Annotated in this window: 23 protein-coding genes; 14 read left to right on the top strand and 9 right to left on the bottom strand. The window is 71.7% G+C overall.

Annotated elements, in window-relative coordinates; translation table 11 throughout:
• Positions 1–196: 196 nt before the first annotated feature.
• Positions 197–460, bottom strand: a complete 264-nt coding sequence (locus tag G3I78_RS04665) for a GlsB/YeaQ/YmgE family stress response membrane protein (protein ID WP_164421495.1) — start codon at positions 458–460, stop codon at positions 197–199.
• 232 nt (positions 461–692) lie between these two features.
• On the opposite strand from G3I78_RS04665, the gene G3I78_RS04660 reads away from it, so the two are divergent.
• The gene (locus G3I78_RS04660; RefSeq protein ID WP_164421494.1) at positions 693–2,132 is read left to right on the top strand and encodes a hydrolase; all 1,440 of its coding nucleotides are present in this window, start codon (positions 693–695) and stop codon (positions 2,130–2,132) included.
• On the opposite strand, the gene G3I78_RS04655 is transcribed toward G3I78_RS04660, so the two are convergent.
• Entirely contained in the window at positions 2,125–2,670 is a 546-nt protein-coding gene (locus tag G3I78_RS04655) for a hypothetical protein (RefSeq protein ID WP_164421493.1), read from the bottom strand. The genes G3I78_RS04660 and G3I78_RS04655 overlap by 8 nt on opposite strands.
• A gap of 43 nt (positions 2,671–2,713) precedes the next feature.
• Positions 2,714–3,295: a GNAT family N-acetyltransferase gene (locus tag G3I78_RS04650; RefSeq protein WP_164421492.1), complete on the bottom strand. Its 582-nt coding sequence runs from the start codon at positions 3,293–3,295 to the stop codon at positions 2,714–2,716.
• Positions 3,296–3,324: 29 nt separating this feature from the next.
• Here G3I78_RS04650 and G3I78_RS04645 point away from each other — a divergent pair, with 29 nt between their 5' ends.
• Positions 3,325–4,050 carry a phosphotransferase gene (locus G3I78_RS04645; protein WP_164421491.1) on the top strand — a complete coding sequence of 242 codons (726 nt, stop codon included), beginning with the start codon at positions 3,325–3,327 and terminating at the stop codon, positions 4,048–4,050.
• A gap of 55 nt (positions 4,051–4,105) precedes the next feature.
• Complete coding sequence (locus tag G3I78_RS04640) at positions 4,106–4,873, top strand: metalloregulator ArsR/SmtB family transcription factor (protein ID WP_164422092.1); 768 nt, start codon at positions 4,106–4,108, stop codon at positions 4,871–4,873.
• Between the two features lie 66 nt (positions 4,874–4,939).
• Here G3I78_RS04640 and G3I78_RS04635 read toward each other — a convergent pair whose 3' ends face one another.
• On the bottom strand, positions 4,940–5,380 hold the full coding sequence (locus G3I78_RS04635; protein WP_164421490.1) for an SPW repeat protein: 441 nt from the start codon (positions 5,378–5,380) through the stop codon (positions 4,940–4,942).
• 155 nt (positions 5,381–5,535) lie between these two features.
• Positions 5,536–6,159 (bottom strand): sigma-70 family RNA polymerase sigma factor, encoded by a 624-nt coding sequence (locus tag G3I78_RS04630; RefSeq protein ID WP_164421489.1) that lies wholly within the window; start codon positions 6,157–6,159, stop codon positions 5,536–5,538.
• A 137-nt stretch (positions 6,160–6,296) separates the two neighbouring features.
• Here G3I78_RS04630 and G3I78_RS04625 point away from each other — a divergent pair, with 137 nt between their 5' ends.
• The gene (locus G3I78_RS04625; protein WP_164421488.1) at positions 6,297–7,340 is read left to right on the top strand and encodes a MerR family transcriptional regulator; all 1,044 of its coding nucleotides are present in this window, start codon (positions 6,297–6,299) and stop codon (positions 7,338–7,340) included.
• On the opposite strand, the gene G3I78_RS04620 is transcribed toward G3I78_RS04625, so the two are convergent.
• Positions 7,315–8,688: a deoxyribodipyrimidine photo-lyase gene (locus G3I78_RS04620; protein ID WP_164421487.1), complete on the bottom strand. Its 1,374-nt coding sequence runs from the start codon at positions 8,686–8,688 to the stop codon at positions 7,315–7,317. The two genes, G3I78_RS04625 and G3I78_RS04620, sit on opposite strands and share 26 nt — an antisense overlap.
• 78 nt (positions 8,689–8,766) lie before the next feature.
• Positions 8,767–10,281, bottom strand: a complete 1,515-nt coding sequence (locus G3I78_RS04615) for an SDR family oxidoreductase (RefSeq protein WP_164421486.1) — start codon at positions 10,279–10,281, stop codon at positions 8,767–8,769.
• Between the two features lie 108 nt (positions 10,282–10,389).
• Here G3I78_RS04615 and G3I78_RS04610 point away from each other — a divergent pair, with 108 nt between their 5' ends.
• The 3 genes from G3I78_RS04610 (at position 10,390) to G3I78_RS04600 (ending at position 13,362) form a co-directional block, all read left to right on the top strand.
• Entirely contained in the window at positions 10,390–10,893 is a 504-nt protein-coding gene (locus G3I78_RS04610) for a MarR family winged helix-turn-helix transcriptional regulator (protein ID WP_164421485.1), read from the top strand.
• Between the two features lie 136 nt (positions 10,894–11,029).
• Complete coding sequence (locus tag G3I78_RS04605; RefSeq protein ID WP_164421484.1) at positions 11,030–13,120, top strand: MMPL family transporter; 2,091 nt, start codon at positions 11,030–11,032, stop codon at positions 13,118–13,120.
• A gap of 74 nt (positions 13,121–13,194) precedes the next feature.
• Entirely contained in the window at positions 13,195–13,362 is a 168-nt protein-coding gene (locus G3I78_RS04600) for a hypothetical protein (protein WP_203614368.1), read from the top strand.
• 9 nt (positions 13,363–13,371) lie between these two features.
• Here the strand turns inward: G3I78_RS04600 and G3I78_RS04595 are convergent, their stop codons facing one another.
• The gene (locus G3I78_RS04595; protein ID WP_203614366.1) at positions 13,372–14,349 is read right to left on the bottom strand and encodes a LysR family transcriptional regulator; all 978 of its coding nucleotides are present in this window, start codon (positions 14,347–14,349) and stop codon (positions 13,372–13,374) included.
• A gap of 333 nt (positions 14,350–14,682) precedes the next feature.
• Here G3I78_RS04595 and sfnG point away from each other — a divergent pair, with 333 nt between their 5' ends.
• From sfnG to G3I78_RS04560, 6 genes are all read left to right on the top strand, one after another.
• Positions 14,683–15,795: a dimethylsulfone monooxygenase SfnG gene (gene sfnG / locus G3I78_RS04585; RefSeq protein WP_164421481.1), complete on the top strand. Its 1,113-nt coding sequence runs from the start codon at positions 14,683–14,685 to the stop codon at positions 15,793–15,795.
• A gap of 13 nt (positions 15,796–15,808) precedes the next feature.
• A complete protein-coding gene (locus tag G3I78_RS04580; protein WP_164421480.1) occupies positions 15,809–17,026 on the top strand; it encodes an acyl-CoA dehydrogenase family protein in 1,218 nt (405 codons plus the stop codon).
• Positions 17,027–17,089: 63 nt separating this feature from the next.
• Positions 17,090–17,644 carry an NADPH-dependent FMN reductase gene (gene ssuE, locus G3I78_RS04575; protein ID WP_164421479.1) on the top strand — a complete coding sequence of 185 codons (555 nt, stop codon included), beginning with the start codon at positions 17,090–17,092 and terminating at the stop codon, positions 17,642–17,644.
• Between the two features lie 5 nt (positions 17,645–17,649).
• The gene (locus G3I78_RS04570; RefSeq protein ID WP_164421478.1) at positions 17,650–18,834 is read left to right on the top strand and encodes an SfnB family sulfur acquisition oxidoreductase; all 1,185 of its coding nucleotides are present in this window, start codon (positions 17,650–17,652) and stop codon (positions 18,832–18,834) included.
• Between the two features lie 32 nt (positions 18,835–18,866).
• Complete coding sequence (locus tag G3I78_RS04565; protein WP_164421477.1) at positions 18,867–20,012, top strand: LLM class flavin-dependent oxidoreductase; 1,146 nt, start codon at positions 18,867–18,869, stop codon at positions 20,010–20,012.
• 48 nt (positions 20,013–20,060) lie between these two features.
• A complete protein-coding gene (locus tag G3I78_RS04560; protein ID WP_164421476.1) occupies positions 20,061–20,876 on the top strand; it encodes an alpha/beta hydrolase in 816 nt (271 codons plus the stop codon).
• Here G3I78_RS04560 and G3I78_RS04555 read toward each other — a convergent pair.
• On the bottom strand, positions 20,873–21,919 hold the full coding sequence (locus G3I78_RS04555; RefSeq protein WP_164421475.1) for an acyl-CoA dehydrogenase family protein: 1,047 nt from the start codon (positions 21,917–21,919) through the stop codon (positions 20,873–20,875). The two genes, G3I78_RS04560 and G3I78_RS04555, sit on opposite strands and share 4 nt — an antisense overlap.
• A 218-nt stretch (positions 21,920–22,137) precedes the next feature.
• Between G3I78_RS04555 and G3I78_RS04550 the strand changes: the two genes are divergently transcribed.
• Positions 22,138–23,460 carry an aldehyde dehydrogenase family protein gene (locus G3I78_RS04550; protein ID WP_164421474.1) on the top strand — a complete coding sequence of 441 codons (1,323 nt, stop codon included), beginning with the start codon at positions 22,138–22,140 and terminating at the stop codon, positions 23,458–23,460.
• Positions 23,461–23,497 lie beyond the last annotated feature (37 nt).

The following is a 23,497-nucleotide window of genomic DNA, read 5'->3' as shown; positions in this document are numbered from 1 at the left end:
TGGCCGCAACAGGATTTGCGGCCATCGCACTTGGAGGGACGCGGCGGAATCCTGCCGGACTCCACAGCGGAGTCTCACCGGGCTCCGCAACAGCGCCCCGGCGTGCCCCACATGCCGCAGCGCGCCGCACTCCCACCCGCACTGTGTCCCGCATCCTCCGGCCGTGTGCCGCGAGGACCCCTCTCTCGAAGGCCCGTCAGCGGCGCGCCTTCGACCGGTCCAGTGCCGCCACGCCCAGCGCGGCGAGACCGATCTGGATGAGCCACTCGACCCAGTCGATGCCCTTGGTGTCGGCCACGTCGAAGGCCCCGGCGATCGCCGAGCCGATCAGCGCGGCGATGATGCCGACCAGAATGGTCCACAGGATCCCGATGCGCTGGCGGCCCGGTACCACGAGCCGGCCCAGGACACCGATCACGATGCCGATCACGATGGCGCTGATGATGCCGCTGATCTCCATCTCCGCCCCTTTTCAGATGACTCCCTATGCATTGCGTCTGCCCGCTGGAGGCGGAGACAGTCCGGTTCCGCCCCAACCGTCGGTCAACACCCGGTCAATCCTGGGCGGGTGGGCCGGATCGATCCTGTTCGGCCCATTGGATGTCATGTACCGTTCAATTCGATCGGCTATCTATGCGCGTAGTTCCCGTCCCCGCATCACCCTTCCCCAACTCCTCACGGAGGTATGCCGGATGCTCGGACTCACCGGACCCCGCTACAGACTCGGCGCGGTCCTCGCCGGATTCACCCTTGTCGCCACAGGCGTGGCCGTGCAGGTCACCGCCACGCCCGCCGCCGCTGCCACCCCGCACCGGATCCTCTTCGACAACGGCCACGCGGAGACGGCGGGCAACGCCGACTGGATCATCTCCACCAGTCAGCCCGACCCGCTCGGCGAGGACTCCTCGCCCTCCGCCGAGACCGACTGGACCGGCGCGATCTCGTCGTGGGGAGTCGCCCTCCAGAAGACCGGCGACTACAGCCTCAAGACCGCGACCGGCGCCCTCACCTACGGCGGTTCCTCGACCACCGACCTGTCGAACTTCGACACCCTGGTCCTGCCGGAGCCCAACACGCTGTTCACGACCGCCGAGAAGACGGCGATCATGACCTTCGTGAAGAACGGCGGCGGCCTCTTCATGGTCTCCGACCACACCGGCGCCGACCGGAACAACGACGGCTACGACGCGGTCGAGATCCTCAACGACCTGATGACCAACAACAGCGTCGATTCGACCGACCCGTTCGGCTTCTCCATCGACTCGCTGAGCATCAGCTCGGACTACCCGTCCGCCATCAGCGACAGCAGCGACCCCGTGCTGCACGGTTCGTTCGGCACTGTCACCAAGAGCCTCATCGCCAGCGGCACGACGGCCACTCTGAAGCCCGCCGACAACGCGAACGTCAAGGGCCTGCTCTACCGCACCGGTTACTCGGGCAACACCGGCGCCTTCTTCGCGACCAGCACCTTCGGTAGCGGGCGCGTCGCGTTCTGGGGCGACAGCTCACCCATCGACGACGACACCGGCCAGTCCGGCAACACCCTGTACGACGGCTGGAACGACTCCGGCGCCACCAACGCGGCCCTCGCCCTCAACGCCACCGAGTGGCTGGCCGGCGGGAGCAGCGACGGCGGCGGAGGTGACGACGGCGGCACCTGCACCTCCGCCCAGCTCCTCGGCAACAACGGCTTCGAGTCCGGCAGTTCGACCTGGACCGCGACCAGCGGAGTGATCACCGACTCAAGCGACGAGTCCGCCCGCACCGGCTCCTACTACGCCTGGCTCGACGGCTACGGCTCCGCGCACACCGACACCCTGTCCCAGTCGGTGACCGTCCCGTCCGGGTGCACCACGGCCGCGCTCAGCTTCTACCTGCACATCGACACCGCCGAGACCACCACCAGCACCGCCTACGACACCCTCAAGGTGCAGGTGCTCAACAGTTCGGGCACGGTGCTGAGCACCCTGGCGACGTACTCGAACCTGAACGCGGCCTCGGGGTACACCCAGCGCGGTTTCAGTCTGGCGAGCTACGCGGGCCAGACCGTCACCCTCAAGTTCACCGGCACGGAGGGCTCCACCCTCCAGACGTCGTTCGTCATCGACGACACCGCCCTGAACGTCAGCTGACCGGCGCCGGGACCCACCCGGTGGCGGCCGTCACCTCGGCCGCTATGTCGATCACCGTGCGCCCGTCGGTCGCCACGCGCAGCGTGCCGGCGGGCGCACGCTCGTCCAGCATCCGTGCCTTGCGGACGCCGCCGCGCAGCTCGTGCTCCAGCTCGGAGCCGAGTTCCCGTCCGGTCAGCCGCCGTTCGGCCGTCTCGTCGGTCGCGGTGAGCAGGACCCGGACGATCCTCACGTCGTCGCCCATCGCCCGCCGGAACATGCCCGCCGACTCCTCAAGGACGCTCACGGTGTTCACATAGACAAGGCGCCGGTAACCGAGGTCGGCGTAGTTCCCCCACACCGCGGCCAGGTTGCGCTCGGCGACGGCGGCCCGGTGCGGATCGCCCTCGGGTGCCGGATGCACCTGACCTATGAAGTCCCCGTCGATCACGGCATGCGCCACCCGGGCGGCCCGCAGCCGCGCCGAGACCTCCCACCCCACGGTCGTCTTGCCGACCCCGGCCCGGCCTCCGACGAGCAGTACCTCCGCGTGATCCATACGGCGAGAGTGGCACGCCGAGTCCCCGTCGGGCCATGGGGTTTCAGGTAGGCAGACGCGAGGTGCGCAGAGGCGAGGTACGCAGACGCCAGGTGCGCAGGACGACCTCCCGGCCCCGCGACACCCTCCGGACCGGCGGTTCGTCCGCGAGCTCGAACGCGCAGGACCGGGCGACCGCCTCGCTCGCCGCGTTGCCTGCGGCGATGCACAGGACCACCCGGCGGGGCCGTATCTCCCGCAGGGCGTACTCCGCCGCCAGCCGCACCGCCCGCCCGGCCAGACCCTGACCTCGATGGGCGGGTCCCACGCCGTAGGCGAGCTCCAGGTCCCGCTCGTTGGCCGCGCTCCGGAAGAGCAGTACCTCGCCCAGGGGGAGGACCCCGTCGGTGGTGATGGCCAGCTGGACCTTCCGTCCCTCGGCCTGTCCTTCCTGCGCGCCGGCGAGATAGGCACGCGCCGCCTCGGTGTCGAAGGGGGAGGCGACAGGGGTCCAGCGGGCCATCTCGGGATCGTCGTAGAGCGCGACCAGGTCGGCGAGGTCGCCGTCCGCCCAGGGGCGCAGCCGGACGCCGTAGCCTTCAAGGCGTGCGGGCGGGACGAGGGTGAAGGTCCTGTTCGTGTCCATGAGTCGATCCTGCCTCGGGAGGCGGTCCGGTGGAGGAGTCGGTGCTCGGTGGCGGGGCGGTCAACGAGGTCGTCCGGATCGGCGCGACCGTGCGCCGCACTCCGGGCCAACGGTCCGGCTTCGTACGTGAGTTGCTCGCGCTGTTCGAGAACGCGGGCTGGCGGGGCGCGCCCCGCTTCCTCGGTGTCGACGAACTCGGCAGGGAGACATTCGACTACCTGCCCGGCCGGGCGGCCGTGACCCCGGGCGAGCGCGCCGCCGCCCGTACCGACGAGGCCCTCGGGGAGGTGGCCCGGCTCGTCCGCGCCTTCCACGACCTGACCCACGGAACCCCGCTGGCCGGCGACCGGGACGTCGTCTGCCACAACGACCTCGCGCCGAAGAACACCGTGTACACGGCGTGGCGGCCGTCGGCCTTCATCGACTGGGACCTGGCCGCGCCGGGCGAGCGGATCCACGACGTCGCCCATGTGTGCTGGCAGTACCTCGACCTGGGGCCTGGGGTCACGGACGTACGGGACACCGCCCGCCGCCTCCGGCTGATCTGCGACGCCTACGGCCTCGACACGCGGGACGGGTTGCTGGACACGGTGCTGTGGTGGCAGGACCGGTGCCGGCGGGGGATCGAGGCCGGGGCGGCGCGCGGCGAGCCCGCCATGGTCGGGCTGTGTGAGCAGGGGGCCGTGGACGAGGTGCGGGCCGCCCGGAAGTGGGTGGCCGCCCACCGGGAAGAGCTGGGAGCTTTCCTGGATTGACATGCAGGTGATTGCCTGCATAACGTTGAGTGTGCGATCAGAGGACGACTCCGGGATGGACAAGGTCTTCAAGGCGCTGGCCGACGAGACCCGCAGACGGTTGCTCGACCTGCTGCACGAGGACAACGGCCGGACGCTCGGGGAGCTGTGCGAGCACATCGACATGGCGCGCCAGTCGGTGACCCAGCACCTCGCCGTCCTGGAGGCCGCCAACCTGGTCGCGACGGTGCGGCGGGGGCGGGAGAAGCTGCACTACCTCAATCCGGTCCCGCTCCACGAGATCCAGGAGCGGTGGATCGACAAGTTCGAGCGCCCGCGCCTGAGCGCGCTCGGTGCCGTGAAGCGACGAGCCGAGGAAGCCATGACCGACAAGCCCACCTTCGTGTACGTCACCTACATCCACAGCACGCCCGAGAAGGTCTGGGACGCCCTCACCGACGCCGACCTGACCGCCGCCTACTGGGGCCACAGCAACGTCTCCGACTGGCGGACGGGCTCCCGCTGGGAGCATGTCCGCACCGACGGGTCGGGCGTCGCCGACGTGGTCGGCACCGTCGTCGAGAGCGAACGCCCGAGCCGGCTCGTCACCACCTGGGCCGCGCCCGAGGACGAGGGCCGAGAGGACCGGCACTCCCGGGTCACCTTCGACATCCGGCCGCACGGCGAGATCGTGCGCCTCACCGTGACCCACGAGGACCTCGCCGACGAGGGCGAGCTCGCCGACGTCTCGGGCGGCTGGCCTGCGGTGCTGTCCAACCTCAAGTCCGTACTGGAGACCGGCAGTCCGCTGCCGCAGGAGCCCTGGCTGATGCCGGGCGCCTGAGCGTGCGTGAGGGCCGGTCCACGGGGCGTGGACCGGCCCTCACGTCTTTCGTGTCGAGGGAACTTCCTACGGCTTGGGGGCGCTCTTCGCCGCCGTGCCCGCGCACATCAGCCCCAGGATCACCGCGAGGGCGCCAATGATGATGTTGTTCAGCGCGACACCGGCGTCGGGACTGTCGCCGACGATCCAGGGCGCGATGATCATCCAGACACCTACCGCGCAGAAGGCCCAGCTGAGGCCGTACATGCGCTCGGGAGCCCGGGTGAATCCGAGGGCCAGCAGACCGATCGCGATCCCCACGATGAGGTTGTGGGTCACGAGGGCGGGCTGGCTCGTCGTGTAGTGGAGTATCCACGGGGACACCGCGCAGTACAGACCGAGGAGGAACACCGGTCCGTCCACGAGTGCCACATCGCGACCGCCGAGCATGCGGGCGTAGCGTTCCCGCATTTCTGAAGCATCAGGGTGACTGGTGATGTCACCTCTGGTGGGCGAGACGTTGGCCATGACTCGTCTCCTTTGACTCGCAGGCCTGACCGCGTCTGATGCGGTTGTGCGGTAAGCGCCGCCTGCATACATTCTGCGCCTGATCCTCCTGTATGTGTAGAGATCCCTGGGATCGTCCTGGGGAGAGCGTGTCCGTGCGGCGAAGTCCCGGACGGTCATCGCACCGTTTCTGCGTCGAAAGCGAATTCGAGCCCACGCCGCAGCCGGTACAGCCCGCGCCGCGCGTGGCTCTTGACCGTGCCCAGCGGCCACCCCGTGCGCTCGGCGATCTGGGTCTGGCTCAGATCCTCGTAGAACGTGAGGCGGAGCACCCGCTGCTGGGCCGACGGGAGTTCGGCGAGTGCGGCGCGGACCACCACGCGGTCCAGTGCCTGCTCGGTCCGGTCCCCGGTGCGGTCGCCGAGCACGAGACGGGAGCCCGCCGAGACGACCAGCTCGAACCGGCGCGTGCGGGCGAGCAGGGCGTCGGCGATCTTGCGCCGGGTGATGCCCACGATCCACCCGGCGAGCGTGCCGCGTTCGGGCCGGTAACCCCGTCGTCCGCGCCACACGCCGATGAACACCTGCTGGGTGACGTCCTCGGCCTCCTTCGCGTCGCCCAGGGAGCGCCTGGCCAGCGTGTGCACCAGGGGTGACCAGCGGTGGTACGCGACGGCCAGGCACTCCTCGTCGCCCGCCACCAGGCCGAGGGCCAGCTCCTCGTCGGGTACGGTCCACCCGGACGCCTCGGCCGCCGCGCCCGGGGGCCCGGCCGGGAGGGTGCTCGACTGCGCGTTCATGGCGGTGGCTCCTCGCACTGGACGACTCCGGCGGGCGCCGGGGGACGCGTGGGCCGGAGCATGTGACCTGCGGTCATCGTCCGAGGCCGGGATCGGCGGCCACAACTCGCATCGGTTGTGCGTCGTATAGTCGACCCATGTCCGACGAACCGGACGGCGAGGGGACGCGGACCCGGCCGGAACAGGTCTCCCAGGACCCCGCGACGGGCCTCACCACCGGTGCGCTGGCCCGCCGGCTAGGGGTCTCGCCCACCACCCTGCGCTCCTGGGACCGCCGCTACGGCATCGGCCCCGCCGTCCGCGCCGACGGCCGCCACCGCCGCTGGACGCCCCGGGACATCGCCGTACTGGAGGCGATGTGCCGGCTGACCTCTGCCGGAGTCCCGCCCGCCGAGGCGGCGCGTGCGGCGAAGGGGCGAGCGTCCCCGGAGCAGGGCGGTGACCCTCTCCCGTCGGCGACACCCCGCGCACGGTCGAGGGCAGCCGGCACCCTGCCCCTCGGCGATGTGCGCCAGGAGTGCCGGGGCCTCGCCCGGGCCGCCGTACGGCTCGACGCGCCCGCCGTGGAGGAGCAGCTGACCGCGGCGGTCGACACCCACGGCCTCGCCGTCGCCTGGCAGGAGGTGATGGTGCCCACGCTGCACGCGGTCGGCCGCAAGTGGGCCTCGTCGGGGGACCGTTACGTCGAGGTCGAGCACCTGCTGTCCTGGCACATGTCCACCGCGCTGCGCCGCCGCACCCTGCCACCGGCCCGGCACGGCGACGCCCTCGGCCCCGGCCCCGTGGTGCTGGCCTGTGTCCCCGGTGAGCAGCACACCCTGGCGCTGGAGGCACTCAACGCCGGACTGAGCGAACTGCGCCTGCCCACCCGGATGTTCGGGTCCGCCGTCCCCGCGGAGGCGCTGACCGCCGCGGTCGAGAGGACCGGCCCGGCGGCAGTCGTCCTGTGGGCACAGGCCCGCTCCACGGCGAGCCTGCCCCTGGCCCGGCACGTCGCCGGCGCCCAGTGGGGAGTCAAGGGCGCACGCAGACGGCCCCTGGTGATGCTGGGCGGCCCCGGCTGGCTCGGCCGCTCCGGACACGGGATGCTGCGGCCGACCGCTTTCGAGGACGCCCTGGACACGCTGGCCGGTCTCTACGCGGCCGAGCCGCCGGTCACTCCCGCCCACGGGCCCGCTTGAACCGGGCCAGCCCGTCGGACAGTTCGACGATCGGGTCCGGGTAGTCGAACGCGGCGCGGTCCAACCCCCGCAGTTTCCACGGCTCGTGCACCGCGGACCCCTCCAACTCGGCCAGTTCGGGCACCCAGCGGCGGACGTAGACGCCCTCGGGGTCGTACCGCTTGGCCTGGGTGACCGGGTTGAGCACCCGGTTGGGCCGGGTATCGGTGCCGGTGCCCGCCATCCACTGCCAGTTGAGCTGGTTGTTGGCCACGTCCCCGTCGACCAGCAGGTCCAGGAAGTGCCGGGCACCGACGCGCCAGTCCACGTACAGCGTCTTGGCGAGGAAGCTCGCGGTCAGCAGCCGGCCGCGGTTGTGCATCCAGCCCTCGTGGCGCAGTTGGCGCATCGCCGCGTCCACGATCGGATAGCCGGTGCGGCCCTCCTTCCACGCCTCGACGTCGGCACGGGCGGCCTGCCCGGACCGCCAACAGTCGTGCTGGGTGCGGTAGTCGGCCCCGGCCGCTGCGGGACGGGCCGCGAGGACCTGCCGGTGGAAGTCGCGCCAGGCGAGCTGCCGTACGAAGGCCTCGGCGCCCGGACCACCGGCCCGGCGCGCCCGGTGGACGAGTTCGACGGGGGAGAGGGTGCCGAAGTGCAGGTGCGGGGAGAGCCGGGAGGTCGCGTCGCCGGCCAGGTCGTCGTGGCGGTCCTCGTACGCGGCCACACCCGTCCGCAGCCAGGCGGTGAGCCGCTTGCGGCCCTCCGTCTCGCCACCCGCGGCGAGTCCCTCCGACAGCCCCTTCGACTCGTCACGGGAGGGCAGGGGTTCGGAGCCCACGCCGTCCGGGACCCGCACGCTCCTCGGTGCCGGGAGCGGCTCCCGCAGCCGCTCCTGCGACCAGTGCCGGAAGTAGGGCGTGAAGACGGCGAAGTGGTCCGAGGACGCCGGGACCACCACGCCGGGCGCGACGGCCGTGGTCACCGTGTCGTGCACGTGCAGCCGTACGCCCGCCGTCTCCAGGGCCCGGCGCAGCCGCTCCTCCCGCCGGTGCGCGTGGGCGCTGACGTCGGACGCCATGTGCACCTCGTCGGCGTCCGCCTCCACGGCGACCTTGCACACCTCGTCGACCAGGTCGCCGGAGCGCACGACCAGCCGGCCGCCCCGCTCGCGCAGACCGGCGTCCAGGTCGCGCAGACAGTCGGCGAGGAACGCCAGCCGGTTGGGCACCGCGAACCCGGCGGCGGCCACGGCCCGGTCCCGCACGAACAGCGGCACCACCTGCTCGGTGCCGTCCAGGGCCGCCCTGAGCGGCGGATGGTCGTGCAGACGCAGGTCGCTGGTGAACAGGACGACCGAGATGCTCATGGCGCGTAACTCCGTGGAGGGGGTCGGGGGTTCGGGAACCGGTGAACGGGAAGGGCAGGGGACCGACGGATTGGAAGGTCAGGGAACCGGCGCGGGGACCGGCGTACTCGCCGCGGCCTTGGCGATGTTGCGGGCCATGCCGCCGAACACGACCGCGTGGAACGGAGAGACGCCCCACCAGTACGCCTGGCCGAGCAGACCGCGCGGATGGAACAGGGCGCGCTGCCGGTAGCGGGTGCGGCCGTCCTCGTCCGTGGCCGCCGCCATCTCCAGCCAGGCCAGACCCGGCAGCCGCATCTCGGCCCGCAGCCGCAGCAGCCGGCCGGGCTCGATCTCCTCGACCCGCCAGAAGTCCAGCGAGTCGCCGACCCGCAGCCGCGCCGCGTCCCGCCGCCCCCGGCGCAGCCCGACCCCGCCGACCAGCCGGTCCAGCCAGCCACGCACCGCCCAGGCGAGCGGGAAGGAGTACCAGCCGTTCTCCCCGCCGATGCCCTCGATGACCCGCCACAGCGCCTCGGGCGAGGCGTCGACCGGCAGCTCGCGGTGGTCGGTGTAGAGACTGCCTCCGGCCCAGTCCGGGTCGGTGGGCAGCGGGTCGCTCGGCGCACCCGGCACCGACGCCGACGACCACCGGGTCGTGACCCGCGCCTCCCGCACCCGCTGGAGAGCGAGGCGTACGGCGTCCTCGAAGCCGATCGGACGGAAGGGCGGGCCGGGGAGCAGCCGGGCGATGTCGTCCTCGCGGCAGACCACCTCGTGCCGCAGCGACTCCGTGAGCGGCCGGGCGAGCGACGCGGGCACCGGCGTCACCAGGCCCACCCAGTGGCTGGAGAGCCCCGGCGTGAGCACCGGCACCGGAAGCACGATCCGGCGCGGGAGTTCGGCGACCGCCGCGTACCCGGTCATCATCTGGCGGTACGTCAGGACGTCGGGGCCGCCGACGTCGAAGGCCCGGCTGACGTCCGGGGGCATCCCGGCGCTGCCGACGAGGGCCCGGAGCACATCGCGGACCGCGACCGGCTGGACACGGGTGTGCACCCAGCTCGGGGCGACCATCACGGGCAGGCGTTCGGTCAGGTACCGCAGCATCTCGAAGGAGGCCGAGCCCGAGCCGATGACGACGGCCGCCCGCAGGACGGTGGTCGGCACCCCGGAGTCCAGCAGGACACGGGCCACCTCGGCGCGCGAGCGCAGATGCGGGGAGAGCTCCGCCTCGGGCACGTCCGCCGGGGTGAGCCCGCTGAGGTGGACGATCCGCCGTACGCCCGCGGCCCTGGCCTGCTCGCCGAAGATCCGGGCGGCCCTGCGGTCGGTCTCCTCGAAGTCCTTGCCCGAGCTCATCGCATGCACCAGGTGGTACGCCACGTCCACCCCCTCCATGGCCCGGGCGACCGACGCGGCATCGGTGACGTCACCGCCGACCACCTCGGCTCGGTCGGCCCAGGGGTGGTCGCGCAGCCGCTCGGGGGAGCGGGCCAGGCACCGGACCCGGTGGCCCGCGTCGAGCAGTTCGGGCACCAGGCGCCCGCCGATGTACCCGGTGGCACCGGTCACCAGGCACCGCGGCCCCGCGCGCGTGTCGTCGTGGTCCATCGCTTCCCTGTCCTTCCTGGCGGCCCCCTGGTGATCACTTCCACCGCCGGGGGCTCTTCGGATGCGGCCCCGGCCCGCGAGGGCGCGGCCCTTCTATACGCTGATCACGTGGCCACAGCGAACGAGCGGGAACAGGACGCGCACCGGGACTCCGGACCGGGCGAGGCACCGACCGACCTGTACTCCTTCGCCGTACGACTGCGCCGCATGAACGGCGAGATCAACCGTCTCGTCCAGGGTTTCGCAGGTGACCACGGTCTGCACGCCACCGACATCCAGGCGCTCGCGGCGATCATGGACGCCGACGAGCCGATGACACCCGGCGGGCTGCGCCGGCACCTGGGACTCACCTCGGGCGCGGTGACCGCGTGCGTGGACCGGCTCGAGCGGGCGGGGCACATCCGCCGGGTCCGGGAGAGCGCGGACCGCAGGGTCGTCCACCTGCACTACGAACCGGACGCCCGGGCCGCCGCGCGCTCGTACTTCCGCCCGCTCGCCGAGGCGACCGAGGCCGCCCGCTCCCGCTTCGGCGAACAGGACCTCTCCGTGGTGGTGCGCTTCCTGGAGGCGCTGAACGAGGAACTCTCCGCGGTACGGCCGGGCGGCGGCTGAATCCGCCCCCTGCGGGCGCATCCGCGGACCGGTCTCCGGGAGAAGAACAGGCGTCGTCTACGATCACCGACACGATGTAACTCAATGATTGAGATTGTTTTTCATTGAGGTACCTGTCATCGAACCCTGGAGACCGATGTCCCCCGCCCGACGCACCCGTGCGCTCGTCCCTCTGCTCCTGCTGGCCGTCTGGCTCGTGGCCGGGGGCGTCCTCGGCCCCTTCGCCGGCCGGCTGGGCGAGGTCGCGACCAACGACCAGGCGGCCTTCCTGCCGCGCAGCGCCGAGTCGACCGCGGTCGTCGCGGAACGGAGGAAGTTCCGGCAGAGCGAGACCCTGCCCGTGATCGTCGTCTGGACCGGCGCCGCGGTGGTCGACCGGAAGACCGAAGTCGCGGTGGCCGACCGGAAGACCGACGCCGACCGGGTGCTCGGCTCCCTCGCCGGCACCCCGGGAGTCGCCGGCGAGATCTCGCCCGCTGTTTCCTCCGAGGACCGGGAGGCGCTCCAGGGCGTGGTCCCGCTGCGCCCCGACGTCGGCGACGCCCTCCCCGACACCCTCGAACGGATACGGTCCGCCGCCGAGCGCGTCCCCGGCACCACCGTGCGCCTCGCCGGACCGGCCGCCACCCAGGCCGACCTCTCCGACGCCTTCGCCGGCATCGACGGACTGCTCCTCGCCGTCGCGCTCGCCGTCGTCCTGGTCATCCTGCTGCTGGTGTACCGCAGCCTGCTCCTGCCGCTGGTGATCATCCTCGGCTCGGTCTTCGCGCTCGGCGTCGCCTGTGCCGTCGTGTACGCCCTGGCCGACCACGACGTCGTCCGCGTCGACGGACAGGTCCAGGGCATCCTCTCCATCCTCGTGATCGGCGCGGCCACCGACTACGCCCTGCTGCTCACGGCCCGCTACCGGGAGGAACTCGCCCGCGGCACCGACCGGTTCACCGCGGCGAGGGCGGCGCTACGACGGTCCTGGGCGGCGATCGTCGCCAGTGCGGCCACGGTCGCGCTCGGCCTGCTGGCCCTGCTGCTGAGCGACCTCACCAACAACCGCGCCCTCGGCCCGGTCGGCGCCATCGGCATCGCCTGTGCCGTCCTGACCTCGCTGACGTTCCTGCCCGCTGCCCTCGCCCTCCTCGGCCGCGCCGCCTACTGGCCCGCCCGCCCCCGCCCCGCCGACGAACACCGCGAGGGCGTCTGGCACCAGGTCGCCGCCCTCGTCGACCGGGCGCCGCGCAAGGTCTGGGCGCTCACCCTCGTGGTCCTGCTGGCCGGTGCCGCCTTCGCACCCGCCCTCGCCTCGAAGGGAGTTCCCCTCGACGAGACCTTCGTCGACGACGCCCCCTCCGTCACCGCCCAGCAGACCCTGAGCCGGCACTTCCCGGCCGGTGCGGGCAACCCCGCCGTGGTCGTCGCGGACGCCGACCGGCTCACCGAGGTCGTGCGGGCGGCCCGGGACACCGAGGGCGTCGCCGACGCCACGTCGGTGACCGGTTCAGGGCGCCCAGGTGCCCAGCCGCTCGTCGTCGACGGCCGGGTCCGGGTCGACGTCACCCTCACCGCGGCCCCCGACAGCGACACCGCGAAGGAGACGGTCGGGCGACTGCGCACCGCCCTGCACGAGGTGCCGGACGCCGACGCCCTCGTCGGCGGCTACACCGCCCAGCAGTACGACACCCTGCGCACCGCGGAGCACGACCGCACCCTCATCGTCCCCGTGGTCCTCGCGATCATCCTGTTCATCCTGGTCGTGCTGTTGAGCTCGGTGCTGCTGCCCGTGCTCCTGGTGGCCACGGTCGCCCTCAACTTCCTGACCGCACTGGGCGTTTCGGCCCTGGTCTTCCGCCATGTCCTCGGCTTCACCGGCACCGACCCCTCCGTGCCGCTGTACGGGTTCGTGTTCCTCGTCGCCCTCGGCGTCGACTACAACATCTTCCTGATGTCCCGGGTCAGGGAGGAGTCCCTGCGCCACGGCGTGCGCCAGGGGACGGCACGCGGACTCGTCACCACCGGCGGGGTCATCACCTCGGCCGGCGTGGTACTGGCCGCGACCTTCGCCGCCCTCGGGGTGATCCCGCTGGCCTTCCTCGCCCAGATCGCCTTCATCGTGGCCTTCGGCGTCCTGCTCGACACCCTGGTCGTCCGGTCCCTGCTCGTGCCCGCGCTGGTGCGGGACATCGGGGCCCGGGTCTGGTGGCCGACGCCGGTCGGCGAAATGCCGAAGTCGTGAACATGTCCGGCGCGATCCCGGGCAACCGCACTGGTGGAGACGGTTCGTCAGCGACGCTGGAGGTGTCCGCCACTATGAGCGCGAAGGTGTTGGAGAGGTTTCCTGCGGGGGCTCCGCGCGGATCGTGGCCGGCAGAGGAGTACGCGGCACAGAGGCGCGCGCAGGGAGAGCCCGCGACCGTGGTGATGGACCTCCGTTCGGACGCGTTCCTCGTGGTCGTCCCGGGGCGCGACGAGGACTGAACGGGCGGCTCATCCCGGCGGGTCGAGGGCCGGGGCGAGCGGTGGAGCGGACGCCGGGTCGAGCGGGGTGGACGCCGGGGTGAGTGTCCCGCCCAGCTGCCGGGCCCGGCGTACGAACACCTCGTGCAGATCCCGTGCCGCCCGCGGTACCGACTCGGCCTTGCGGCGCTGAAGCATCAGCAGCACACGCGTGGAGTCACCCTCGATCGGCCGGTGGGTGAGCGTGCCCTGCCGCTCCAGCGGATCCCCGACCACGCTGAAGTCGGGGAGCACCGTCACTCCGAGACCTTCGGCCACCATCAGCTTGCCCATCTCGGCGCCGTCGGTGGAGTACGCGAACGACGAACCGCGTCCGTCCAGCAGCCGGTGCACGAACCGGTTCATGACATAGCCGGTGCGCATCGCGATCAACGGCTGGGCCAGCAGATCGTCCACCGACACACAGGTCCGCGCGGCCAGCGCACTGTCCGGGCGCAGACACACCACCGGCCGCCCGTGCAGCAGTTGGGTGGACTCGAAGCCGGCGGGCGTGTCGTCGCCGTCGAGGTGGTTGACCAGCCCGAGGTCGAACCCGCCCTCGGACAGCGCCCGGTGGATGTCCGACTGCTGCGCGCCGACCACCTCGACCTGGGTCACCGGATGCGCGGCCCGGAAGTCCTCGACCGCGGGGATGAGCAACGGCACGGTCGCCGCGTTCACCGTCCCCACCCGGACCATACGGCTGATGCGGTGCTGCTCGCCCGCCGCCGACCGCAGCCGGTCCACCGCCTCCAGCACACCCACGATGTGCGGCAGCAGCTCCCGGCCCTCCGCGCTCATCGTCGCCCCGGACCGCTTGCGCTCCAGCAGGTCGACCCCCAGCTCCCGCTCCAGGTTCCGCACGGTCTCGCTCAACGCGGGTTGCGAAAGGCGCAGTTCCTCCGCCGCCCGGCGCAGTGAACCGAGCCGGGTCACGGCGGCTATGTATTCCAGCTGTTCCGTCCGCATGCCCGCAGAATGCGGCTCGCCGAACGCCGGGTTCAAGGGTTTCCCTGTCACACGTTCGTGAAATTCAATGGTCCGCGATACGAGACCGGTCGGGTTTTCCTTGACGCCTCTCACGGGCGACTGCCAGGATCGACGACATGAAGATGCGACTGGACCTCACGCGGCGACGCCACGTCGACCTCGCGCGCGTCTCCAGCGCCTCCTGTTGCGCCGCGGCCTGATCAACCCTCTGCGATCCGCCGCTTTTCCCGCCTGAATTCACCGCACACGCATCACACCTGTGCCCTCTCCGAATTCGGCGCGCCCGAAAACATTCCGCACCAGGAGTTCCGCATGCCCGCGCCCGTGAAATTCGCCTATTGGGTCCCCAACGTCAGCGGGGGACTCGTCACCAGCAAGATCGAGCAGCGCACCGACTGGGGGTACGACTACAACCGCGAACTCGCCGTCCTCGCCGAGAACAACGGCTTCGAGTACGCCCTCAGCCAGGTCCGCTACATGGCCAGCTACGGCGCCGAGTACCAGCACGAGTCGACCAGCTTCAGCCTCGCCCTGCTGCTCGCCACCGAACGTCTGAAGGTCATCGCCGCCGTCCACCCCGGGCTGTGGCACCCCGGCGTCCTCGCCAAGCTCGGCGCCACCGCCGACCACCTCTCCAAGGGCCGCTTCGCGGTGAACGTCGTATCGGGCTGGTTCAAGGGCGAGTTCACCGCCCTCGGCGAGCCCTGGCTGGAGCACGACGAGCGCTACCGCCGCTCCGAGGAGTTCATCACCGCACTCCGCAAGATCTGGACCGAGGACCACACCGAACTCGCCGGTGACTTCTACCGGTTGCGCGACTTCTCCCTCAAGCCCAAGCCCCTCAACACCGAGGAGCGCCCGCACCCGGAGATCTTCCAGGGCGGAAACTCCACCGCCGCACGGCAGATGGCAGGCAGGGTCTCCGACTGGTACTTCTCCAACGGCAAGGACTTCGACGGGGTCACCGAGCAGATCACCGACGTCCGCAAGGCCGCCGCCGAAGTCGGGCGCACCGCTCCGAAGTTCGGCCTCAACGGCTTCCTCATCGCCCGCGACACCGAGGCCGAGGCCCGCGACACGCTGAGGGAGATCGTCGCCAAGGCCGACCACGAGGCCGTCGAGGGATTCGGCGCCGCCGTGAAGCAGGCGGGCCAGTCCACCTCCGACAAGAAGGGCATGTGGCAGGACTCCTCCTTCGAGGACCTCGTCCAGTACAACGACGGCTTCCGCACCGGCCTCATCGGCACCCCGGAGCAGATCGCCGAGCGGATCGTGGCCTACAAGAAGCTCGGCGTCGACCTGCTGCTCCTCGGCTTCCTGCACTACCACGAGGAGGTCGAGTACTTCGGCAGGCGGGTGCTCCCGCTGGTCCGTGAACTGGAGGCCCAGCTGCCCGACGACGAGTCCGTCCCCGCCCGAGTCTGAGGAGGCCACCGACATGAGCACCGCCACGAACACCGACTGGCAGACCCGTCCCGCCCCCGAGACCGCCCAGGACTGGATCGCCCGCGCCGCCGAGGTCGCCGCCGTCCTCGCCACCGATGCCGCAGCCCGCGACCACGCCGGCGCCACCCCGTACGCCGAGGTCCAGCTCCTCAAGGACTCAGGCCTCGTCACTCTCCTCGGCCCCACCGCACACGGCGGCGGAGGCCAGGACTGGCCCACCGCCTACCGGGTTGTCCGCGAGATCGCCAAGGCCGACGGCTCCATCGGCCAGCTCCTCGGCTACCACTACCTGTGGTTCTGGGCCGCCCGCCTGGTCGGCACCCGCGAGCAGTGGGAGCACGTCGAGGCCGAGGCCTCCCGGGGCCGCTGGTTCTTCGGCGGCGCGGTCAACCCACGCGACCAGGACGTCGTCGTGACCGAGGACGGCGACGACCTCGTCTTCACGGGCCGCAAGACCTTCTCCACCGGCAGCAAGGTCTCCGATGTCACCGTCCTCGAAGGCGTCCTGAACGGCACGGACAGCCACGTCTTCGCGATCGTGCCCTCCGACTCCGAGGGCCTGACCTTCCACGACGACTGGGACAACATCGGCCAGCGCCTCACCGAGAGCGGCGGGGTCACCCTCGACGGCGTCCGCACCCCGTGGACGAACGCGGCCGGATACGTCGACAAGGTGTTCCAGCCCCGGATCTACAACACCCTCAACGTCCCCACCATCCAGCTGGTCTTCGTCAACTTCTACCTGGGCATCGCGGGCGGCGCGCTGGAGACGGCCGCGACCTACACCCGCGAGAAGTCCCGTTCCTGGCTGCACGGCGGCTTCGAGCGCGCGGTCGACGAGCCGTACGTCATCGACACCTACGGCGACCTCACCGCGAAGCTCTGGGCGGCCGAGGCCCTCGCTGACGCCGTCGCCGCCGAGGGACAGAAACTGCACGACGACCCCGACGCAGTCACGGAGAAGACCCGCGGCGACTTCGAGGTCCGGGTGGCCGCGGTGAAGGCACGGGCCACCGATGTGGCCCTGGAGATCTCCAGCCGGATCTTCGAGGTCACCGGCGCCCGCTCCACGGCCACCTCGGAGGGCCTGGACCGGTTCTGGCGCAACGTCCGCACCCACACCCTGCACGACCCGGTCGCCTACAAGCGGCGCGAGGTCGGCCGCTGGGTCCTGGAAGGCGAACTGCCCGAACCCACCTGGTACTCCTGACCGCTTCCCCAGGGGCGCCCCCGCCTGAACCGGGGGCGCCCCTCCTCCCCGAAAGAGGACCCCATGGCCACCGTCCTGTCCGTCTCCGGCAGCCCCTCCGCCTCCTCCCGCACCAACCGCCTGCTCCGCCACCTCGACCGGCGCCTGACCGCGCAAGGACACGAGGTGATCCCGCTCGACGTCCGCACCATCCCCGCCGAGGCCCTGCTCGGCGCCGACTTCAAGCACCCGTCGATCGTCGAGGCCACCGAGCTGTTCGCCCGCGTCGACGGCGTGGTCGTCGGCACACCCGTCTACAAGGCGTCCTACTCCGGAGTCCTCAAGGCACTGCTCGACCTGCTCCCGCAGTACGCCCTGGCCGGCAAGACCGTGCTCCCGCTGGCCACCGGCGGCTCCACCGCCCACGTCCTCGCCATCGACTACGCCCTCCGGCCCGTCCTCAGCTCCATGGGCGCGGCCCACATCGTGCAGGGCTGGTTCACCCTCGACAAGGACATCACCGTGCACGAGGACGGTTCGCTGTCCGTCGCACCGGTGGCGACCGAGGCCCTGGACCAGGTCGTCGACCAGTTCTCGGCCGCGCTGGGCCACCGGCCGGTCCTGGCGGCGGTGAGCTGACGAACATGTCCGCCCATGTGATCGCCGACGACGCGGAGGCCCTCGCGGTCGCCGCGTCGCTCGCCGAGGAGTTCCGCACGGGCGCCGCCGCGCGCGACGCCGAACGCAGGCTGCCCCGCGCCGAGTTGGACCGTCTCTCGCAGTCCGGCCTGCTCGCCGCCACCGTCCCCGCCGAGCACGGGGGCGCGGACGTCGGCGCCCTGACCCTCGCCGAGATCTTCCGCCTGCTCGCCTCCGCCGACGCCAGCCTCTCCCAGATCCCGCAGAGCCACTTCGTCTACGCCAACGTGATCCGCCGTCAGGGCACCGAAGAGCAGCGGAAGTTCTTCTTCGCCGAACTGCTCGCGGGCTGCCGCTTCGGCAACGCCCAGTCCGAGGCCGGCACCAAGCACGTCCAGGACATCCGCACTCGTCTGCGCCCCCGGCCGGACGGCTCGTACCGTCTCGACGGCGTCAAGCACTACTCCACCGGCGCCCTCTTCGCCGACTGGATCCCGGTGCTGGCCCGCGCCGACGACGACGAACTGCACGTCGCCTACGTGCCGAGGGACGCCCCCGGCCTCACGGTGATCGACGACTGGGACGGACTCGGCCAGCGTACGACGGCCAGCGGCACCGTCCGACTCGAAGGCGTCGACGTCCCGGCGGACCGGGTGCTGCCCCACCACCTCACCTTCGAGGGACCCCAACTCCACGGTGCCGTCGCCCAGTTGCTGCACGCTGCCATCGACACCGGGATCGCCGGTGGAGCGCTCGCGGAGGCGGCGGAGTTCGTCCGGACGAAGAGCCGGCCGTGGTTCGAGAGCGGTGTCGAGACGGCCGCCGAGGATCCGCTGCTGATCCAGCGCTTCGGTGAACTCGCCCTCCAGGTCAGGGCGTCCGAGGCGCTCCTCAGGGAAGCTGCCCGCGCGGTGGACACGGCCGGGGTCGACCTCACCGACGACACGGCGGCCGAGGCGTCCCTCGCGGTCGCCGCGGCCAAGGTGCAGGCGGCCCGGGCCGCCGTGGAGGTGTCGAGCGCCCTGTTCGAGGTCTCCGGCACCCGTGCGGCCCTCAACTCCCTCAACCTGCACCGCCATTGGCGGGACGCCCGCACCCACACCCTGCACGACCCGACCCGCTGGAAGATCCAGCACATCGGCAGGTACGTGCTCAACGGCACCCGGCCGCCCCGGCACGGCCTTCTCTAGCGAACAGCGGACCTTCCGATCGGAGACCCCCCATGTCCCTCACCTTCCACTGGTTCCTGCCCACCAACGGCGACAGCCGCCATGTCGTCGGCGGCGGCCACGGCACGCCCGCCACCGTCTCCGGACGGGACCGGCCGCCGACGGTCGCCTACCTGAGCCAGATCGCCCGCGCCGCCGAGGAGCTGGGCTTCGTCGGGGCGCTCACGCCCACCGGCGCCTGGTGCGAGGACGCGTGGCTGACCACCGCCATGGTCAGCCAGAACACCGAGCGCCTGAAGTTCCTGGTCGCCTTCCGGCCCGGCTTCGTCTCCCCGACGCTCGCCGCCCAGATGGCGTCCACCTTCCAGCGCCAGTCCGGCGGACGGCTGCTGCTCAACGTGGTCACCGGCGGGGAGAGCCACGAGCAGCGGGCCTACGGGGACTTCCTCGACAAGGACGCCCGCTATCGCCGTACGGGTGAATTCCTGGAAATCGTACGGGGGTTGTGGGAGGGCAAGACCGTCGACCTGCGGGGCGAACACCTCCAGGTCGAGGACGCCAAGCTGGCCCGGGTGCCCGACCCGGTGCCCGAGGTGTACTTCGGCGGGTCCTCACCCATCGCCGGGGAGGTCGCCGCGAAGTACGTCGACGTGTACCTCACCTGGGGCGAGCCGCCCGCGCAGGTCGCCGAGAAGATCGCCCGGATCCGGGGGCTCGCGGCCAAGGAGGGCCGCACCCTGCGCTTCGGGATCAGGCTGCACGTCATCACCCGGGACACCTCCGAGCAGGCCTGGGCCGAGGCGAACCGGCTCCTGGCCGGTTTCGACCCCGAGACGGTCAGGTCGGTGCAGGCAGGGCTCGCCCGCAGCGAGTCCGAGGGGCAGCAGCGGATGCTCGCCCTGCACGGTGGCGGCGGCCGGGACGGTCTGGAGATCCACCCCAACCTCTGGGCCGGCATCGGCCTGGTGCGCGGCGGCGCGGGCACCGCGCTGGTCGGCAGCCACGACGAGGTCGTCGAGCTGATCAAGGAGTACCACGCCCTCGGCATCGACGAGTTCGTGCTCTCCGGGTATCCGCATCTGGAGGAGGCGTACTGGTTCGGCGAGGGAGTGCTGCCGAGGCTCGCCGCGCAGGGGCTGTGGCGGCATCCCTTCGGTGAGCGTTCCGTCGCCTCGGCGCAGGTGCCGTTCGCGAGCTAGGTGTGGCACGACGTACGCTCACGGGCCCGGCGACGAAAGGAACGGCCCGTGAGCGACTGGCAGTTGACCAGGACCTTCCGCAGTGGCTCCGGCGAGGTCCGCTGGGACTCCCTCGGAGACCCCGGCCGCGACCCGGTCGTCCTCCTGCACGGCACCCCGTTCTCCTCCTACGTCTGGCGTGCCGTCGCCCGTGCCCTCGCGCGCCGCCATCACGTGTTCGTGTGGGACATGCCCGGCTACGGGACCTCGGAGATGTCCGCCGGCCAGGACGTCTCCCTCGCGGCCCAGGGCAGGGTCCTCACCGAACTCCTCGCGCACTGGGACCTGGCCGAACCCCGGGTCGTGGCCCACGACTTCGGCGGCGCGGTCGCCCTGCGGGCCCACCTGCTGCACGACGCCCGCTACCGCTCGCTCACCCTCGTCGACCCGGTCGCGCTGGCCCCCTGGGGCTCCCCGTTCTTCCGGCTCGTCGGCGCGCACTCCGACGTCTTCGAGCAACTCCCGCCCGCCCTGCACCGGGCACTCGTGCGCGAGTACGTCGGCTCGGCCAGCAGCCCCGGCCTGCACCCCGCCGTCCTCGACCGGCTCGTCGAACCCTGGCTCGGCGAGACCGGTCAGGCGGGCTTCTACCGCCAGATCGCCCAGGCCGACCAGCGGTACACCGACGAAGTGCAGGACCGCTACGGCGAGATCACGATCCCGGTCCTGGTCTGCTGGGGCGAGGACGACACCTGGATCCCCGTCGGCAAGGCGCACGAACTCGTGGCCCGCATCCCGGGAGCACGCCTCGAACTCATCCCGGGCGCAGGCCACCTCGTCCAGGAGGACGCGCCCGCACACCTCATGGCCGCGCTCCTCGGCTAACCCCGCGCCAGGGCGTCCAGATGCGCTCGGCGCACCTCGTTCGTCTGCCCCTGCACCAACAGGAACATCCCCTCGCGGAACAGCCGTTGGGCCGTCCCGTCGAGCCCCATGGCCCGGCCGCCTCCGGCCACGACAGCCGCGGTCGCGGCCGCGCGCATGACGTCGTACGACCGAGTCTTGAGCGCCAGCCGTTCGGCGATCCGCTCGTGCGGGACGGGGTGGTCGGCGAGGTCGTACACCTGCCGACGCACCTCGTCGACGCGGTCGCGCAGGACAGCCGCGGTGCCCGGCTCCCCGGAGTCCTCGAGCACCTTGAGCGCCGCGTACGCCACGCCGAAGACGGCGGGGGAGGCGTTGGTGTTGCGGGGCCGGTCGACCAGCGCGAACTTCTCCTGCGGGGTGCGCAGCACCACCGACTCCTCGGGCAGCCACAGGCCGTCCAGCTCCAGGGAGACCGTCCGGGCGGCGGTGAGCGCGGCGAGTCGCATCGGCTCCGACGGCCGCAGCCCCGGCTGCTCGCGCGCCTCGGTGAACGCGAAGACCACCTCGTCCGCCTCGGTCACCCCGGCCAGCAGCATCACGTCGTTCAGACCCCAGCCCGTGTACCAGGGCACCCTCCCGTCGAACCGCCACCCGTCGCGCGCGGCCGTCGCCCGCACCGGCACCCGGGGAAAGGCACGCACATGTGCGAAGGCGATGCCCGCGAGCAGTTCACCGGTCGCCAGCGGGCCGAGCAGCCGCTCCCGCACCGGCAGGTCGGACTTGGCGAGCATCCTGACCGGAGTGTGGTGCTGGGTCTGCACGAACCACGTCGAGCAACAGGCCCCGGCCAAGATCTCCTGCACCTCCCGCGCCACCGAGTCGGGAGCGCCGGCACCGCCGTACGCCTGCGGAGCGCTCACCCCGAGCAGGCCCGAGCCCCGGATCGCGTCCAGGTGTCCCACGGGCACGCCTTCCTGATCGGTTCGTGCCGCGTGCGGGGCGAGGAGGTCGTCGGCGAGGGCGCGGGCGGTGGCGAGGAGCGGGTGCGGTGCGGTGGTCATGGAGAGGATTCTCCCGATCGCATCGCCTGTGTTCGATCTCAGCGCGCGCATCGGGTCTCAGCGCGCGTCTGCCGGAGCGTCGCCGCCCGCCCGCTGTCATCCGGTCACGGAAAGTAGTTCCCGCGGTCCGGAATTTCCCTGGACCCCGAAAAGGTTGCAATATACATCTGACTGTCGAGATCCAGGCCGCGAGGCCCGCCCACCCCAGCGAGGCACCTGTGAACCACCCCGCCCCCGAGCAGCCCGCCGACGTCGTCGCCCGGCTGCGCGCCACCTTCCGTACCGGCCGCACCAAGCCCGTCGAGTGGCGCACGACCCAGCTGCGCCGCCTGCGCGAACTGCTCACGGAGCACGGCACCGACCTGGCCGAGGCCCTCCACGCCGACCTGGGCAAGAGCTCCACCGAGGCCTTCCGCACGGAGATCGACTTCACCATCCGCGAGATCGACCACACTCTCGACCACCTCGCCGACTGGCTGCGCCCCGAGTCCGCCCCGGTCCCGGCCCACCTCGGCGCCGACGCCACGGCCTGGACGCAGTACGACCCGCTCGGCGTCGTCCTCGTCATCGCCCCCTGGAACTACCCCGCCCAGCTGCTGCTCGCCCCCGTGGTCGGCGCCCTCGCCGCGGGCAACGCGGTGGTCGCCAAGCCCAGCGAGCTGGCCCCGGCCACCTCCGCCGCCGTGGCCCGGCTGCTCTCCGCCTATCTGGACCCCGACGCCGTCGCCGTCGTGGAGGGTGGCATCCCGGAGACCACCGCCCTGCTCGCCGAGCGCTTCGACCACGTCTTCTACACCGGCAACGGCACCGTCGGCCGGATCGTCCTGCGCGCCGCCGCCGAGCACCTCACCCCGGTCACCCTCGAACTCGGCGGCAAGTCCCCGGCGTTCGTCGACCGCGACGCCGACCTCACCGTCGTCGCCGACCGCCTCGCCCGCGGCAAGTTCCTCAACGCCGGCCAGACCTGTGTCGCCCCCGACTACGTCCTGACCGACCCGGCGACCGCCGCCGCGCTGGAGCCGCTGCTCGCGGGCGCTGTCAAGAGCCTCTACGGCGACGACCCCGCCGTCTCCGGCGAGTACGGCCGCATCATCAACGAACGCCACTTCGACCGGCTCACCGGCCTGCTCGACTCCGGCCGTACGGTCGTGGGCGGCACCAGCGACCGTACGACCAAGTACATCGCGCCCACCGTCCTCGCCGACGTCGACCCCGAGGCGCCCGTCATGGCGGAGGAGATCTTCGGCCCGATCCTGCCGATCGTCACCGTGCCCGGCCTGGACGAGGCGATCGACTTCATCAACGACCGCGACAAGCCCCTCGCGCTGTACGTCTTCACCGACTCCGACACCACCCGCGACCGCATCGCCGCCGAGACCTCCTCCGGCGCCCTCGGCCACGGCCTGCCCCTCGCCCATCTCACCGTCTCCGACCTGCCGTTCGGCGGGGTCGGCGCGAGCGGCATGGGCAACTACCACGGCCGCTACTCCATCGAGACCTTCAGCCACCGCAAGGCGATCCTGGAGAAGCCGCTCGGCTAGTCACCGGCAAGCGGCGCGTGGGCCGTCCGCGGGAGTT

This window comes from Streptomyces sp. SID13726 (assembly GCF_010548375.1).
Classification (GTDB): Bacteria; Actinomycetota; Actinomycetes; order Streptomycetales; family Streptomycetaceae; genus Streptomyces.
The sequence above is the reverse complement of the archived record's forward strand: the minus strand, read 5'-3'. Positions and strand labels throughout refer to the sequence as shown.

What these genes read in the sequence shown, in the direction of transcription:
- G3I78_RS04665 (WP_164421495.1), bottom strand. Translation starts at nt 460, where the DNA reads ATGGAGATCAGCGGCATCATCAGCGCCATCGTGATCGGCATCGTGATC.
- G3I78_RS04660 (WP_164421494.1), top strand. Translation starts at nt 693, where the DNA reads ATGCTCGGACTCACCGGACCCCGCTACAGACTCGGCGCGGTCCTCGCC.
- G3I78_RS04655 (WP_164421493.1), bottom strand. Translation starts at nt 2,670, where the DNA reads ATGGATCACGCGGAGGTACTGCTCGTCGGAGGCCGGGCCGGGGTCGGC.
- G3I78_RS04650 (WP_164421492.1), bottom strand. Translation starts at nt 3,295, where the DNA reads ATGGACACGAACAGGACCTTCACCCTCGTCCCGCCCGCACGCCTTGAA.
- G3I78_RS04640 (WP_164422092.1), top strand. Translation starts at nt 4,106, where the DNA reads ATGGACAAGGTCTTCAAGGCGCTGGCCGACGAGACCCGCAGACGGTTG.
- G3I78_RS04635 (WP_164421490.1), bottom strand. Translation starts at nt 5,380, where the DNA reads ATGGCCAACGTCTCGCCCACCAGAGGTGACATCACCAGTCACCCTGAT.
- G3I78_RS04630 (WP_164421489.1), bottom strand. Translation starts at nt 6,159, where the DNA reads ATGAACGCGCAGTCGAGCACCCTCCCGGCCGGGCCCCCGGGCGCGGCG.
- G3I78_RS04625 (WP_164421488.1), top strand. Translation starts at nt 6,297, where the DNA reads ATGTCCGACGAACCGGACGGCGAGGGGACGCGGACCCGGCCGGAACAG.
- G3I78_RS04620 (WP_164421487.1), bottom strand. Translation starts at nt 8,688, where the DNA reads ATGAGCATCTCGGTCGTCCTGTTCACCAGCGACCTGCGTCTGCACGAC.
- G3I78_RS04615 (WP_164421486.1), bottom strand. Translation starts at nt 10,281, where the DNA reads ATGGACCACGACGACACGCGCGCGGGGCCGCGGTGCCTGGTGACCGGT.
- G3I78_RS04605 (WP_164421484.1), top strand. Translation starts at nt 11,030, where the DNA reads ATGTCCCCCGCCCGACGCACCCGTGCGCTCGTCCCTCTGCTCCTGCTG.
- G3I78_RS04600 (WP_203614368.1), top strand. Translation starts at nt 13,195, where the DNA reads ATGAGCGCGAAGGTGTTGGAGAGGTTTCCTGCGGGGGCTCCGCGCGGA.
- G3I78_RS04595 (WP_203614366.1), bottom strand. Translation starts at nt 14,349, where the DNA reads ATGCGGACGGAACAGCTGGAATACATAGCCGCCGTGACCCGGCTCGGT.
- sfnG (WP_164421481.1), top strand. Translation starts at nt 14,683, where the DNA reads ATGCCCGCGCCCGTGAAATTCGCCTATTGGGTCCCCAACGTCAGCGGG.
- G3I78_RS04580 (WP_164421480.1), top strand. Translation starts at nt 15,809, where the DNA reads ATGAGCACCGCCACGAACACCGACTGGCAGACCCGTCCCGCCCCCGAG.
- ssuE (WP_164421479.1), top strand. Translation starts at nt 17,090, where the DNA reads ATGGCCACCGTCCTGTCCGTCTCCGGCAGCCCCTCCGCCTCCTCCCGC.
- G3I78_RS04570 (WP_164421478.1), top strand. Translation starts at nt 17,650, where the DNA reads ATGTCCGCCCATGTGATCGCCGACGACGCGGAGGCCCTCGCGGTCGCC.
- G3I78_RS04565 (WP_164421477.1), top strand. Translation starts at nt 18,867, where the DNA reads ATGTCCCTCACCTTCCACTGGTTCCTGCCCACCAACGGCGACAGCCGC.
- G3I78_RS04555 (WP_164421475.1), bottom strand. Translation starts at nt 21,919, where the DNA reads ATGACCACCGCACCGCACCCGCTCCTCGCCACCGCCCGCGCCCTCGCC.